The sequence below is a fragment of the Limnohabitans sp. TEGF005 genome (assembly GCF_055394835.1).
Map to the genome: position 1 here is coordinate 1,542,152 of NZ_AP029226.1, position 13,698 is coordinate 1,555,849.

15 protein-coding genes and 2 tRNA genes are annotated in these 13,698 nt (G+C 56.0%); 2 read left to right on the plus strand and 15 right to left on the minus strand.

Going from position 1 to position 13,698, the window contains the following annotated elements:
• Positions 1 to 85: 85 nt before the first annotated feature.
• The 6 genes from istB to ACZ5RG_RS07440 all read right to left on the minus strand — a co-directional run bounded on the left by istB (position 86) and on the right by ACZ5RG_RS07440 (position 5,975).
• Positions 86 to 910, minus strand: a complete 825-nt coding sequence (istB, locus tag ACZ5RG_RS07415) for an IS21-like element helper ATPase IstB (RefSeq protein ID WP_464446705.1) — start codon at positions 908 to 910, stop codon at positions 86 to 88.
• Positions 903 to 2,414: an IS21 family transposase gene (istA, locus tag ACZ5RG_RS07420; RefSeq protein WP_298596769.1), complete on the minus strand. Its 1,512-nt coding sequence runs from the start codon at positions 2,412 to 2,414 to the stop codon at positions 903 to 905. The genes istB and istA overlap by 8 nt, the downstream gene beginning before the upstream one ends.
• A gap of 84 nt (positions 2,415 to 2,498) precedes the next feature.
• Entirely contained in the window at positions 2,499 to 3,047 is a 549-nt protein-coding gene (locus ACZ5RG_RS07425; RefSeq protein ID WP_464446706.1) for a response regulator transcription factor, read from the minus strand.
• Positions 3,048 to 3,140: 93 nt separating this feature from the next.
• A tRNA-Pro gene (locus ACZ5RG_RS07430) sits at positions 3,141 to 3,217 on the minus strand.
• Between the two features lie 34 nt (positions 3,218 to 3,251).
• Complete coding sequence (locus ACZ5RG_RS07435; RefSeq protein WP_312259856.1) at positions 3,252 to 3,689, minus strand: MerR family transcriptional regulator; 438 nt, start codon at positions 3,687 to 3,689, stop codon at positions 3,252 to 3,254.
• A 99-nt stretch (positions 3,690 to 3,788) separates the two neighbouring features.
• Entirely contained in the window at positions 3,789 to 5,975 is a 2,187-nt protein-coding gene (locus tag ACZ5RG_RS07440; protein ID WP_464446707.1) for a methyl-accepting chemotaxis protein, read from the minus strand.
• A 490-nt stretch (positions 5,976 to 6,465) separates the two neighbouring features.
• On the opposite strand from ACZ5RG_RS07440, the gene ACZ5RG_RS07445 reads away from it, so the two are divergent.
• On the plus strand, positions 6,466 to 6,660 hold the full coding sequence (locus tag ACZ5RG_RS07445) for an antitoxin VbhA family protein (RefSeq protein WP_464446708.1): 195 nt from the start codon (positions 6,466 to 6,468) through the stop codon (positions 6,658 to 6,660).
• Positions 6,590 to 7,222, plus strand: coding sequence for a Fic/DOC family protein (locus ACZ5RG_RS07450; RefSeq protein ID WP_315137120.1), 633 nt, complete (start codon positions 6,590 to 6,592; stop codon positions 7,220 to 7,222). Before ACZ5RG_RS07445 ends, ACZ5RG_RS07450 begins: the two co-directional genes overlap by 71 nt.
• 192 nt (positions 7,223 to 7,414) lie before the next feature.
• On the opposite strand, the gene ACZ5RG_RS07455 is transcribed toward ACZ5RG_RS07450, so the two are convergent.
• The 9 genes from ACZ5RG_RS07455 to iscR form a co-directional block, all read right to left on the minus strand.
• Positions 7,415 to 7,489 (minus strand) — tRNA-Val (locus ACZ5RG_RS07455).
• 92 nt (positions 7,490 to 7,581) lie between these two features.
• A complete protein-coding gene (dnaQ, locus tag ACZ5RG_RS07460) occupies positions 7,582 to 8,292 on the minus strand; it encodes a DNA polymerase III subunit epsilon (protein ID WP_298597225.1) in 711 nt (236 codons plus the stop codon).
• A gap of 14 nt (positions 8,293 to 8,306) precedes the next feature.
• Positions 8,307 to 8,645 (minus strand): ISC system 2Fe-2S type ferredoxin, encoded by a 339-nt coding sequence (fdx, locus tag ACZ5RG_RS07465; RefSeq protein WP_019429405.1) that lies wholly within the window; start codon positions 8,643 to 8,645, stop codon positions 8,307 to 8,309.
• A 32-nt stretch (positions 8,646 to 8,677) separates the two neighbouring features.
• A complete protein-coding gene (hscA, locus tag ACZ5RG_RS07470; RefSeq protein ID WP_464446709.1) occupies positions 8,678 to 10,543 on the minus strand; it encodes a Fe-S protein assembly chaperone HscA in 1,866 nt (621 codons plus the stop codon).
• Between the two features lie 16 nt (positions 10,544 to 10,559).
• Positions 10,560 to 11,075: a Fe-S protein assembly co-chaperone HscB gene (gene hscB, locus ACZ5RG_RS07475; protein WP_464448187.1), complete on the minus strand. Its 516-nt coding sequence runs from the start codon at positions 11,073 to 11,075 to the stop codon at positions 10,560 to 10,562.
• Positions 11,075 to 11,398 carry an iron-sulfur cluster assembly protein IscA gene (iscA, locus tag ACZ5RG_RS07480; RefSeq protein ID WP_019425275.1) on the minus strand — a complete coding sequence of 108 codons (324 nt, stop codon included), beginning with the start codon at positions 11,396 to 11,398 and terminating at the stop codon, positions 11,075 to 11,077. The genes hscB and iscA overlap by 1 nt, the downstream gene beginning before the upstream one ends.
• A 1-nt stretch (position 11,399) precedes the next feature.
• Positions 11,400 to 11,786, minus strand: coding sequence for a Fe-S cluster assembly scaffold IscU (iscU, locus tag ACZ5RG_RS07485; protein ID WP_019429402.1), 387 nt, complete (start codon positions 11,784 to 11,786; stop codon positions 11,400 to 11,402).
• Between the two features lie 46 nt (positions 11,787 to 11,832).
• On the minus strand, positions 11,833 to 13,050 hold the full coding sequence (locus ACZ5RG_RS07490; RefSeq protein ID WP_298597214.1) for an IscS subfamily cysteine desulfurase: 1,218 nt from the start codon (positions 13,048 to 13,050) through the stop codon (positions 11,833 to 11,835).
• A 20-nt stretch (positions 13,051 to 13,070) separates the two neighbouring features.
• Positions 13,071 to 13,607: a Fe-S cluster assembly transcriptional regulator IscR gene (gene iscR, locus ACZ5RG_RS07495; RefSeq protein WP_019429400.1), complete on the minus strand. Its 537-nt coding sequence runs from the start codon at positions 13,605 to 13,607 to the stop codon at positions 13,071 to 13,073.
• Positions 13,608 to 13,698: the final 91 nt, after the last annotated feature.

Here is a 13,698-nt window from a genome sequence, read left to right on the forward strand (position 1 = left end):
CCAATATTGACCACCTGTGCCGATTGAATTTTGACCAGGGGCTTGAGCCAGCTTTTATCTCCGCTGGCTGTGGATAACTATAAGTTTAATTGTCGTCCCGCATCCCCTTTCTCTCCGCTTTTCTTGCCTGCTCCCTGGCTTTAATTCGGCCCCTCGCCTCATTGGAGCTGTGCCTGAATCGGTAGGACTCATTGCCCGTTTCCACAATGTGGCAGTGGTGCGTCAACCGGTCCAGCAGCGCCGTCGTCATCTTGGCATCCCCAAACACGCTAGACCATTCGGCAAACGTCAGGTTCGTCGTGATCAGCACGCTCACCCGTTCATACAGCTTGGACAGCAAGTGAAACAGCAGTGCCCCTCCGGCTTGGCTGAACGGCAAATACCCCAACTCATCGAGTACCACCAAGTCCATGCGCGACAAACTCAACGCAAGCCGACCTGCCTTGCCTTGAGCCTTCTCTTGTTCCAGCGCGTTGACCAGGTCCACCGTCGAGTAGAACCTGACCTTTTTGCCGTGTTGCGTCAGCCCCGAGATGCCCAGCGCCGTGGCCAGGTGCGTTTTGCCCGTCCCCGGCCCCCCTATGAGCACCACGTTTTGCGCATCCTGCGTGAACGACAGATCGGCCAGTTTGTGCACCAATGCCCGGTCCACTTGTGACGCCTCAAAGTTGAAGCCCGCCAAATCCCGGTGCACCGGGAACCGCGCGGCCTTGGTTTGATGCGCAATCGATCGCATATGGCGGTTGACTGCTTCGGCTTGCAGCAAGTGCTCGATCAGCCAGCGAGATGCCTGCAGCTCGGCATTGCCACCTTGCTCCACCAGATCCGCCCATGCCATGGCCATGCCGCTCAGTCTGAGCCCTTTAAGTTCGGCCTGGATGTCCCGCTGTGTTGGCTTGTACTCAGTCATGCGTCACCTCCACGCTGGACCGCAGGCCGTCGTAGCGCGCCGTGTTGGCCATCGGCACCTCACTGAGCTGCAGCGATGTTTCGGCTTGCTGCGGCATCGGTGGACTGCTCAAGCGCGCCAACACGTTGCGCACATGCTCCACGCTGATGCCACCGTTGGGGGTGGCGCCTTCCAGCAAAACCTCCACCGCCACCAATACAGCGTCCAGCCCCGCTTGCGGCACCACGGCCAGCACCTGGGCCATCACCCGGTCACCTCCAGCATGGCGCATCAGCGATTGCCGCAGCTTCAACAGCGCAGGCGGCAAGTCCAGAAACGGTGTGCCATTCCTCAGCGCCCCCGGCTTGCGTTGCACCAGGTCGATGTAATGCTGCCAGTCGTAGCTGATTTGCGCCCGGTTGGTCAGCCTTGCGTGACTGGCCACGATGGCGTCTTGGGCCACCACATCGACTCGGCCCGGATACAGCCTTGTACTGACCATCTGCCCAGCCCACTCGCACGGCACCGAATATTTGTTGCGCGCCACATTGACCAAACAGGTGCTGCTCACCCGGGCCGGATTCTCCACATACCCATCAAACGGCTCGGGCATGCTCATCAAGTGCTCATGCTCCAAATCCAGCATCTCGGCCAGCGTGAACTGCTTTTGCTCAGGGTGCGGTGTTTCGGCCCAGATCGAGCGGCAGCGCTCAGCCAACCAAGCATTGAGCTCAGCAAACGAGCCAAACCGCTTGGTGCCAGCCTCTATCCAGATACGCCTGCGGCTGTCCTGCACGTTCTTCTCCACCACCCCTTTCTCCCAACCCGAGGCCACGTTGCAAAAGTCCGGCTCGAACAGGTAGTGGCTGCACAGCGCATTGAAGCGGGCATTGACGATGCGACCTTTGCCTTTCTTGACCTTGTCCACCGCCGTCTTCATGTTGTCGTAAATGCCCCGGCGCGCCACACCGCCCAGCGCCGCAAAACTGCGGGTGTGCGCGTCAAACAACATCTCGTGTCCCTGGCTGGGGTAAGCCACCACCCAGAACGCCCGGCTGGCGCACAGCTTGAGATGTGAGACCTGCATGTGGTGGTACACCCCGCCAATGAGCAACCCTTCCTCGCTCCAGTCAAACTGAAACGCCTCGCCCAGCTCGAAACTCAAAGGCACATACGCCTTGGATGCCGCCTTGCCCTCTTGCTCGCGCCAACCCCGAATGAAATCCGTCAATCGGCTGTAGCCGCCCCGATAGCCCTGCGCCTGCAACTGCGCCAACAGCGCCCGCGCACTGCGCCGGGCATGTTTGGGTCGATGGGAATCGGCTTTGAGTGCCTGCACCAACGTCGCCTCAAACGCGCTGAGCTTGGTGAATCCGCTTTGCCTTTTGTACTTGGGAGCCTGGTCGCCAGGGGCTTTGAGCCATTTTTTGACCGTGTTGCGCGACAGTCCCGTGCGCTTGGCAATCTCGCTGTTGGAGAGTTGCTCGCGCAACTTCATGCGCCTGACCTTACCTATCATTTCCATGGTGATCACCTTCTATCTCTCCTGCTGAATATTTCAGCAGGCCAGTTGAACACCCTGGTCAATTTTGAGTCGGCACTCCTAGGTTTAGATGGTCAGTTTTCGGTCGGCGGCAACAGGCAGTATGTCCAGTCGCTCAGAAATGCCTTTGTTGGTGTGCCCTTCCAGCATCAAGGCACACACATCACGCTCGCGCGAACTCAAGGTGAGCCATTTGCGGCGTATCTCGTTTTTTTGAATGAAGACTTGCCTGTTGAGAGCATCTACGGCCAAGCCACGTTCGATGGCATCGATCAGCGCCTGAATCTGAAAGGGCTTCCATAAAAACTCAATGGGCTGGCCCTTCATAGCTCGGATGATTTCTTCGGATTGACTCTCCCCGCTGATGAAGATGATGGGGGTGTGACGGCCAAGTGCCCGCAGCTTTTCCTGCAACTCAATGCCGGACATGTTGGGCATGCGCACATCCAGCACCAGCACGGCCGGAAAGAGGTCGAAAGACTGCTGCAAAAACGCGTGCGCGCTTTCAAAGCTTTCAATGCTGTAACCCATTTGCCGCAACAAATCGGTCAAATAAAAACGGATGTCCGGGTTGTCATCGACAACATAGACATGACCGCTAGTGGGTGGGTTCATTGAAAAAATACAAGTGGGTTAGAAGCCAAGCCATTGATCGACAAAGAAAAAGGCTTCTAACTATCACTAGCTAGAAGCCTTTATCAGATCAAATGGTCGGCGTGGCGGGATTCGAACTCGCGACCCCTTGCACCCCATGCAAGTGCGCTACCAGGCTGCGCTACACGCCGACAAGCTTCAAATTATAACCGCAGAAATTCGTGTTCAAAGAGTGAGTAAGGCGCGAATTTCAATCAACTCATTTTTTAGCGACGGAACATTTCCCCCATGACCGCCCCATTCGACATCGGCTAGCGCCATGTGTTCAGAGGGGTCGCCCTGGATCGACGAGGCATCGTCTGAATCAACCCCATCGGATTCACCTCGTTGCAATTGCCTGTTGGTCTGCACCAACTCTTGCAGCCTGTTGCGCGCGCCGCTGATGGTAAAGCCCTGGTCATAAAGCAGATCACGAATGCGCCGGATCATCAGCACTTCATGGTGCTGGTAATAACGGCGATTGCCTCGGCGCTTGACAGGCCGAAGCTGGGTGAATTCCTGTTCCCAATAGCGCAGAACGTGTGGCTTGACACCACACAATTCACCCACTTCACCAATGGTGAAGTAGCGTTTGGCTGGAATGGAAGGAAGCGGACTGTCCATGAACGACAACAAGTTACGTGGGAAACCTTGTAGCTTACTGCAACTTTCCCGATCCCGACACCAAGGCTTGTCGGCCTATGACCTTATTGACCGGGTTCCTCAAAATTTGAAGCGTGCAACCTCTTGGCGTGTGGCGTCTGCGCTGCTGGACAGCGAGATGACACTGGCCGTCATCTCCTCTGATGCCGCCGCATTGCTGTTGGCAATGTGGTTTAAACCAGAGAGGTTGGCATTGATTTCCTCAACGGCACTGGCTTGCTGTTCCAATGAAGAAGATATGCGCTGCAGCAAGCTGTCTGTCAATTTAGACATCTCGCCCACGGCCACCATGTCGCGGCTGACCTCGTTAACAGCGGACACCGCTTTAGCCGTTTCGCCCGACGCAGCCTGCACCAGGAGCGCAATTTCTTGAGAGCTGGCGGCACTGCTCACGGCCAGCTTGCCCACCTCATCGGCAACCACTGCAAAGCCTTTGCCATGCTCGCCAGCACGGGCGGCTTCGATAGCGGCGTTCAGAGACAACAAATTGGTTTTGTTAGCGATCTTTTCAATCACCTCGGTGATCTTGCTGATCTTTTCTGAGTTGCTGGCGATCGCGGTCACAACCTGAACCATCATCTCCATTTTTTCAACCCCGGCCTGAACACGCAGCACGGATTCACGCGATTTTTCAGAGGCCATTTCGGTGCTTTTAGAGACATCCACGATGGCCTGACTCGATTGCTTCACGGCGACCGCAACTTGACTGATGGCGTGGGTCTGGTTTTGGGCACCATCCGCAATTTGGCTGATCGCTTCCGCGGTTTCCTTGGACGCACTTGCAAGCTGACGGGTATTGAGGCTGATCTCACGCATGGACTTCACAAGCGCATCCAAGGACGCATTGATGTTCTCACGCAAGACCAACAAGTCACCCAAACCATCGGCATTGACGCGGTGGCTCAAGTCACCGTTCGCGACTTGGCGCATGACTTGGCCAATGTCGCCCAACATGCCTTCCAAAGAGGACATGGCGCGCTGAGCGTTGTTGAGCGCTTTGCCGTATTCGCCCTGCGCATTGACTTCAACCGCATAGGCAAAATTGCCCGCATACAAGGCTTGCATGACCTGATTCATGGTGGCGATGGTCGACTCCACTTGGGCCAAACTGGTGTTCACCGAGGTTTTGAGTTTGTCCATATCACCCGTGAGAGAGGCTCTCACCGGATTGGAAAAATCACCTTGCGCCAACGAAGCCATGACAGTGTTCACCTCAACCAAAGCATCGCCAATCACTTGCATCATGCGGTTGAACGATGCCGAAGTCATCGCGATTTCATCAGAACCGCGAACACTGACTCTGTGCGACAAGTCAAAAGTTTCAGCGATCTGGTTCATGGAGCTTTGCAGCGATTGCAGCGGCTTTTGAATGCTGCGCGTGATCCAAAACGTCATCGCCAAAAACAACACGGTCAAAACTGTCATCAGCACACTGGCCAACAAAAAGCTCAATGCCGCTTGATCTGACAACGAGCGCGAATGCTCACTGAGCTGCTTCGTCAGCAAGTCGTCTTGAGATTTGAGAATGTTCATCTTCTCGGAAACCGCAGCCCACCAAGCGGATGGAGCGATGCCAAAATCACCGTCCGCCGCTTGTTTCAAAACCTCGTTGCGCATCGACAAGGCTTCTTTCACTGCGGGCTTGTCAAGCGCCTGCGTCAGGGCTTGCACATCGGCCTCACTGGCTGTTTGACGGTAAAGTTTGTCAAAATTTTCTTGGCGTGCGATGTTGCCGATCAATTGCGCCAGGGGCTCGGCACCGAGCGGTTTGTTGGCGGTCAAGGTTGCATTGATGGCTGCACGTTCACGACCCGCGAACTCTTTGTAACTGACCAAATAGGCATAAGCGCGAATACGTTGTGCGAAATCCACGGAGGGCGCGTCAGCCACTGCAGTGTCAATGGTGTCGATGAGGCCGCTGATCCTGCCGGAGTACCACTGAACAGCAGCGCCACCGGACAAAGTTAAAGCATCAATTTCTTGGCGTTTGGCGGTCAATGCTTGGCGCAATGAGGCCATGCTTGCATCCGAAGATCCACGGCTGGAGGCCGTATCGATCAAGTGGATCACCGACTCAGTGGCCTGCGTCAACATGCCATCGGTTTTGGTGCGCTGGCTTTTGAGAGCCGTTGCCGTGGCTTCGCTGCCGCGTGAGGCCACAAAGCCTGCCGTCATGCCCCGTTCTGACTGCAACTCATGCACCAATTGACCCAGTGTGGCCACTTCGGACACCACAGAAGCGCTCAACGCATATTGATTTTTTTCTGCCCAAAATACCCAGACTTTGGCCAATGACAAAGCACACAAAGATACCAACAAAGGCATAACCAACAATGTCAGTTTGGTTCTTATTTTTAGAGTTTCAATTGCCAGCGCCATGGTGTTTTCCTCGATTCAAACCATCATAACCGTCAAATTTGACCGTTCAAGGTGATGCAAAGGGGAAATGGCCCTGAAAAGGGCACTGCAAACCTGCCATACAAAGCATCAGTCAGGCTCAAGGTCAACGGACGAAGTCAGTGGATTGGCGAAAACAGGGGTTGATCGTAAAATTGATCAACGCAAAATTATTCCGCCAAATTTTTTCACAGCTGAATTTTTTCAATCTACAAGCTACTTTTGGGGGGCTCCAATCGGGGCCAAAGCCCCACTGAACCCCGCTGCCAAGTCGGTGGAATAACGGTGACAAATAGGCTCTGGAAAGTTAAAATGCGAACCAAATTAAACGGGACTTGCCATGACAAATCCGGCTCTGAATCAGTCTGCGCGCCAGAAAAACGTTGCAAATATGCTGGCTACACTGCGAATTGAAAAGCTCAGCCCAAGTGAAAGTCTCAAGCCTTCGCTGCAGGCATATGTGAATGGGCAAAAAACAACTGCTGATTTGCTCAACGAAGTTCGGGCCAAATATGTCGCGCTACGACGCGGATGATGTCTATTGCATCCCTGGTACGGCAGTTCTCAAAAACAAAGCTGGAATAACAGATCAAGACCTGCTTGATGAGTATGAAGGTGACTTCACAGCTATTCGCCTTTTGGAGCTCACGCAAGACCCAGTCGAGGGCTTTTTTGACTTAGCGCATCTGTGCAAAATTCATCAGTATCTTTTTCAGGATGTCTACGATTGGGCGGGTGAAGTCAGGAGCGTGGACATCATCAGGGGAGACAGTCGGTTTTGCAATGTGCGCCAAATCCAGTCTTACTCGAACACCGTTTTCAGTGCCCTGGCTGCAGAAAAATATTTGCTCGAATTGGCGCCCAAAGTTTTTGCCAGCAGATTGGCCCACTACTTGTCAGAGATCAATGCGATCCATGCTTTTCGCGAAGGCAATGGTCGAGTACAACGACTTTTCATTTCACAAGTAGCTGAGCACGCAGGCTACTCTTTGGATTTTTCAGCTTTGGATCAAGCTGCGCTTTACCCAGTGATGCAAGCATCATTTCTTGGCAACGAACAGCCGCTATCGGAATTGATTTTCAAAATCATCGCCTGACTCCCTGCAACCCAGTTGCACAGCTAACGCAGTTTTGACGGCACCCGTGCGGGCATCAAAAAAGCCAATAGCGCATTTTCAGTCGGGTTCGCTGGGCTGAGTAGCTGGGCGTCAACCCGGCCCGTACTACTTTGAACCAAAGAAAAAGCACCTAGAGTTTCCTCTAAGTGCTTGATTCAATTGGGTATTTATTGGTGGGCAGTGCAAGTTTCGAACTTGCGACCCCTGCAGTGTGAATGCAGTGCTCTACCCCTGAGCTAACCGCCCTATCGCTTTGCAGCGAAGACTTGAATTATGGCATAAAAAAATGCCCTATTCAGAACGCCTCACGAAAAATCATGCACCGTACTGCATGAAATTCAAGCGACTTCGGTGTGTCGCCAAATGGTTTTGCCGCCACTGGATTTATCGAGCTGACTCAACACATCGGCATGGGCGGCCAACTCTTGCGCGTTGGCTGGCAACACGGGCAGCACAAAGGTGCTTAAGTCCACCGGCACCACAATGGTTTGCACATTGCTTGGCGCATCACCCGCATCAATCAGCAGGGCTTCCTGGCCGCGCGTCATGTTGATGTACACGTCGGCCAGCAATTCGGCATCAAGCAAGGCGCCGTGCAGGGTACGGCCTGAGTTGTCGACCTCCAGACGGTCACACAGCGCATCTAGGCTGTTGCGCTTGCCCGGGAACATTTCCTTGGCCATGGCCAAAGTGTCGATCACGCTGCTGACATGGGTCTTGAACGGTTTTTTACCGACACGTTCGAGCTCTTTGTTCAAAAAACCCACGTCAAACGCGGCGTTGTGGATGATGATTTCAGCGTCGCTCAGGTAGGCCAGAATTTCTTCGGTCAACTCTGCAAACTTGGGCTTGTCGCGCAAAAACTCATTGCTGATGCCGTGGACCTTGAGCGCGTCTTCATGGCTATCACGCTCAGGGTTGAAGTAAAAGTGCAGGTTGTTACCGGTCAGCTTGCGGGCATACAGCTCCACACAGCCGAGTTCAATGATGCGGTCACCGCCTTCGGCCGACAGGCCTGTGGTTTCGGTGTCCAGAACAATTTGGCGCATGGCCGCTCTCCCGATCAGTGCAGTTCTTTGGCGTGGTTGATGGTGTAGCGCGGAATCTCGATCACCAGATCCTGCTTGGCCACAAAGGCCTGGCAGCTCAGGCGTGAGTTGGGCTCGAGACCCCAGGCTCGGTCAAGCAGGTCTTCTTCGGTTTCTTCGATCTCATTGAGGCTTTTGAAGCCATCGCGTACCACCACATGGCAAGTGGTGCAAGCTGCGCTCATGTCGCAAGCGTGCTCGATGTTGATCTTGTTGTCGAGCAGCGCTTCGCAGATGCTGGTGCCTGCAGGCGCAGTGATTTCTGCGCCGTTGGGACAGTACTCGGGGTGGGGCAGGATTTTGATGACGGGCATAGGTGTCTTTGAACTGAGGGCGTGTCGTACTTTTACAGGGTCTGGATGTTTTGGCCAGTCAAAGCTTTTTGGATGCTGTGGTTCATGCGTTCAGCGGCAAAAGCTTCAGTGCCTTTGGCCAGGGCCTGAGTGCAGTCTTCAAGTGCTTTGGCGTCTTGCTCGGTTTGCACTGCAGTTTGCAATGTGGCCATCAAGGCGTCGATGGCGCTTCGCTCGTTGGCTTGCAGCAACTGACCGTCGGCATTCAAGGCACTGCGTGTGGCCAACAGCATGCGGTCGGCATCCACCCGCGCTTCGACCAAGGCGCGCGCCTTCATGTCGGCTTGCGCGGTGGTGAAGCTTTCTTGCAGCATGGTGGCGATCTGCTCGTCGCTTAAGCCATATGAAGGCTTGACGTCGATGCGCGCTTCGACACCGCTGATTTGTTCTTTGGCCCCCACACTCAGCAGCCCATCGGCATCCACCGTGAAGGTGACACGGATGCGGGCAGCGCCAGCAGCCATGGGCGGAATGCCGCGCAGCTCAAAGCGGGCCAAGCTGCGGCAGTCTTGCACCAGATCGCGTTCGCCCTGCACCACATGCAGCGCCAGCGCGGTTTGGCCATCTTGGTAGGTGGTGAAATCTTGCGCCATGGCGGTTGGGATGGTCTGGTTGCGCGGGATGATGCGCTCGACCAAGCCGCCCATGGTCTCGATGCCCAGCGACAACGGGATCACATCGAGCAAAAGCAATTCACCAGCGGCGTTATTGCCTGCCAACTGGTTGGCCTGAATGGCCGCGCCCAAAGCGACAACTTCGTCGGGGTTGAGGTTGTTGAGAGGGGCTTGACCAAAAAAGTCAGCCACGGCCTGCTGAATTTGCGGCATGCGGGTGGAGCCACCCACCATGACCACGCCTTGCACATCGTCTTTGGCCAATTTCGCATCGCGCAGCGCTTTGCGCACGGCAGTGATGCAGCGAGCCGTCAGCGCCTGTGTGGCTTGCTCGAAGTCAGTGCGGCTGACTTGCACCGACAAGGGGCCCGTCGAAAGCGCCACAGTCAAGCTGCTTGTGTCTTTGCTCGTCAAGGCTTCTTTGGCAGCGCGGGCTGCCGCCTTGAGCAAAGTTTTGTCCTCGGCTGTGACCACTTGCAAGCCAGGTTGCTTGGCCAATGCGGCATCAGCCAGCGCCCGGTCGTAATCGTCACCGCCCAAAGCAGAATCGCCGCCCGTGGACAGCACCTCGAAGACGCCTTGCGTCAAGCGAAGGATGGAGATGTCAAAGGTGCCACCGCCCAGATCGAACACGGCGTAAACGCCTTCGCTGGCGTTGTCCAAGCCATAGGCAATGGCCGCCGCTGTGGGTTCGTTGATCAGACGCAACACGTTCAGCCCGGCCAGCTGGGCCGCATCTTTGGTGGCTTGGCGTTGAGCGTCGTCAAAGTAGGCGGGCACGGTGATGACCGCACCGTACAGATCGTCGTTGAAAGTGTCTTCGGCGCGGTAACGAAGGGTGGCGAGAATTTCGGCACTGACTTCGACCGGGGATTTAGGGCCTTGCACGGTCTGGATGCTGAGCATCCCTTGTTCGCTGGCGGTGAACTCGTAGGGCAATTTGCTGCGGTCTGCGATGTCGTTCAGACCGCGCCCCATGAAGCGCTTAACCGAGGCGATGGTGTTGACCGGATCGGCAGCAGCAGAGTGCACCGCGTCAAAACCGATCTGACGACCCTGCCCGGGCATGAAGCGCACCACCGACGGCAGGATCACCCGGCCATCGTCGTCAGGCAAACATTCAGACACGCCGTTGCGCACCGAAGCCACCAGCGAGTGAGTGGTGCCCAGATCAATGCCCACGGCAATGCGGCGCTGGTGGGGGTCGGGCGACTGGCCCGGTTCAGAAATTTGCAGTAACGCCATGGTCAATCAGGGAGATTCAAGTCAATCGGTCAAGTTTAGCGTCCACTTCTTGGGTGAAGCGCTCTATGAACATGAGCGCCCTCACCTGCCCCACGGCTTGCGCGGGATCCTTGGACTCGTCCAGCAGTCGGGCCAGCTCTTGCAGCACACGGCGTTGTTCAGCAGCCACTTCATTGGCCAAGGCTTCCAGGCCTTGGGCGCTGTCGGTGTCTTCGAGGTTTTCGCGCCATTCCATTTGCTGCATCAGAAAGGCTGCGGGCATCGCCGTGTTGTTCTCGGCCTGCACAGGCGCGCCTTGCAATTCACACAAATAAGCAGCCCGTTTGAGCGGGTCTTTCAGGCGCTGATAGGCCTCATTGATGCGCACCGACCATTGCATCGCGATGCGTTGCGCCGCCGCCCCTTCGGCAGCAAAACGGTCAGGGTGGGCTTCGCGTTGCAAAGCTTTCCAGCGGGCGTCCAGTTGTGCGCGGTCCTGTGCAAACTGCACAGGCACATCAAACAGCTCGAAGTCGTTGGCTTGGAGGGAGATCACACGCGGAACGATTCGCCGCAACCGCAGCGGTCACGCTCGTTGGGGTTGTTGAAGCGAAAGCCCTCGTTAAGGCCCTCACGCACGAAATCCAACTCGGTGCCGTCGATGTAGGCCAGACTTTTGGGGTCTACCAGCACCTTGACGCCGTGGCCTTCAAACACCACGTCTTCCGGGGCAATTTCGTCCACGTATTCGAGCTTGTAGGCCAGGCCAGAGCAGCCGGTGGTTTTGACGCCCAAACGCACACCCACGCCCGAGCCACGTTTGGCCAGATACCGGGTCACATGCCGCGCAGCAGCGGCAGACAGTGAGATGGCCATGTCAGTTCAGGTGTTTCTTTTTGTAGTCGTCCACAGCCGCCTTGATGGCGTCTTCGGCCAGGATGGAGCAATGGATCTTGACGGGCGGCAGTGCCAGCTCTTCGGCAATCTGGCTGTTTTTCAAAGCCGCTGCTTCGTCGAGCGTTTTGCCCTTGACCCATTCGGTCACGAGCGAGCTGGAAGCAATGGCCGAGCCGCAGCCGTAAGTCTTGAAGCGAGCGTCTTCGATCACCCCGGTTTGCGGGTTGACCTTGATCTGCAATTTCATGACGTCGCCACAAGCCGGGGCGCCGACCATGCCGGTGCCCACGCTGTCGTCGCCCTTGTCGAACGAGCCGACGTTGCGGGGGTTTTCGTAGTGGTCAACCACTTTTTCAGAATAAGCCATGGTGTTTCTCCGTATTCAGTTCAATGTGCGATTGAAGGTGTTCGAATCAGTGAGCGGCCCACTGGATGGTGCTCAAGTCAATGCCGTCTTGGTGCATTTCCCAAAGAGGGCTGAGTTCGCGCAACTTGGCCACGTTCTCGCGAATGGTTTTGATCGCGTAGTCGATGTCTTCTTCGGTGGTCCAGCGACCAATCGTCATGCGCAGGCTGCTGTGAGCGAGTTCGTCGCTGCGACCCAAGGCACGCAGTACATAGCTGGGCTCCAGGCTGGCCGAGGTGCAAGCCGAGCCGGACGACACGGCCAGGCCCTTGATGCCCATGATGAGCGATTCGCCTTCAACGAAGTTGAAGCTCATGTTGATGTTGTGCGGCACGCGCTGAGTGGCGTGACCGTTCAGAAACACCTGCTCCATATCGCTCAGGCCGTTCATCAGACGGTCGTGCAAGGCACGCGCCTTGGCGTTGTCCTGGGCCATTTCCAGCTTGGCGATGCGAAAAGCCTCGCCCATGCCAACGCATTGGTGCGTGGGCAAAGTGCCCGAGCGCATGCCGCGCTCATGACCGCCGCCATGCATTTGCGCTTCCAGGCGAATGCGGGGCTTGCGGCGCACATACAAGGCACCAATGCCTTTAGGGCCGTAGGTTTTGTGGGAGGCCAAGCTCATCAGGTCGATGGGCAGCTGGGTCATATCGATCTCGACCTTGCCCGTGGCTTGCGCTGCATCAACATGGAAAATAATGCCTTTTTCACGGCACAAGTTACCAATCGCGGTCACGTCCTGGATCACGCCAATTTCGTTGTTCACGAACATCACACTGATCAAAATGGTGTCAGGGCGAATCGCGGCCTTGAGTGCGTCCATGTTCAGCAGACCATCGGCCTGCACGTCGAGGTAAGTGACTTCAAAGCCTTGGCGCTCCAGTTCGCGCATGGTGTCGAGCACCGCTTTGTGCTCGGTCTTGGCCGTGATCAGGTGCTTGCCACGCGACTTGTAGAAGTGCGCTGCACCCTTGATGGCGAGGTTGTTGGATTCGGTGGCACCGCTGGTCCAGACGATTTCGCGGGAATCGGCTCCGATCAAGTCGGCCACTTGTTCACGGGCTTTTTCAACCGCCGCTTCGGCTTCCCAGCCCCAAGCATGGGTGCGCGATGCAGGGTTGCCAAAGTGCTCACGCAACCAGGGCACGATGGCGTCCACCACGCGAGGATCGCAAGGGTTGGTCGCGCCGTAGTCGAGGTAAATGGGAAAGTGGGGTGTGGTCATGGTCTGTACTTCTTCAAGGATCAGGATTTGGCGAACATATTGCCCAGGTCGAAAACCGAGTTGGGCACATTCACACGGATCGGTTTAACGACCGGCATGGGAGAAATGGCACGTTTGATATTGGGTTTGGACTCCACCACAAGGCCTTTGGCCAATTGGTCGTCCACCAACTTTTGCAGTGAAACGGAGTCCAAAAACTCAACCATTTTGGAATTAAGCGACGCCCACAGGTCGTGCGTCATGCAGCGGCCATCGCCGCCATTGCAGTTCTCTTTGCCACCGCAATGGGTGGCGTCGATGGGCTCATCCACCGACAAAATGATGTCAGCCACCGTGATCTCTGTGGATTTGCGCCCCAAGGTGTAACCGCCGCCAGGGCCACGCGTGGATTCGACCAGGTTGTGGCGGCGCAGTTTGCCGAACAACTGCTCCAGATAGGACAGTGAAATTTGTTGACGCTGACTGATCGCAGCCAAAGTCACAGGGCCTGCGTCTTGACGCAAAGCCAAATCGATCATGGCGGTGACGGCAAAACGGCCTTTGGTGGTTAAACGCATGGCAGACTCCTGATGTGGATGGGGACTCGGTCTGTGGCCTGCCTGAGCAGGTTCCCGACTAAACGAGTCAAGTATAGCCCAATCCCGATCA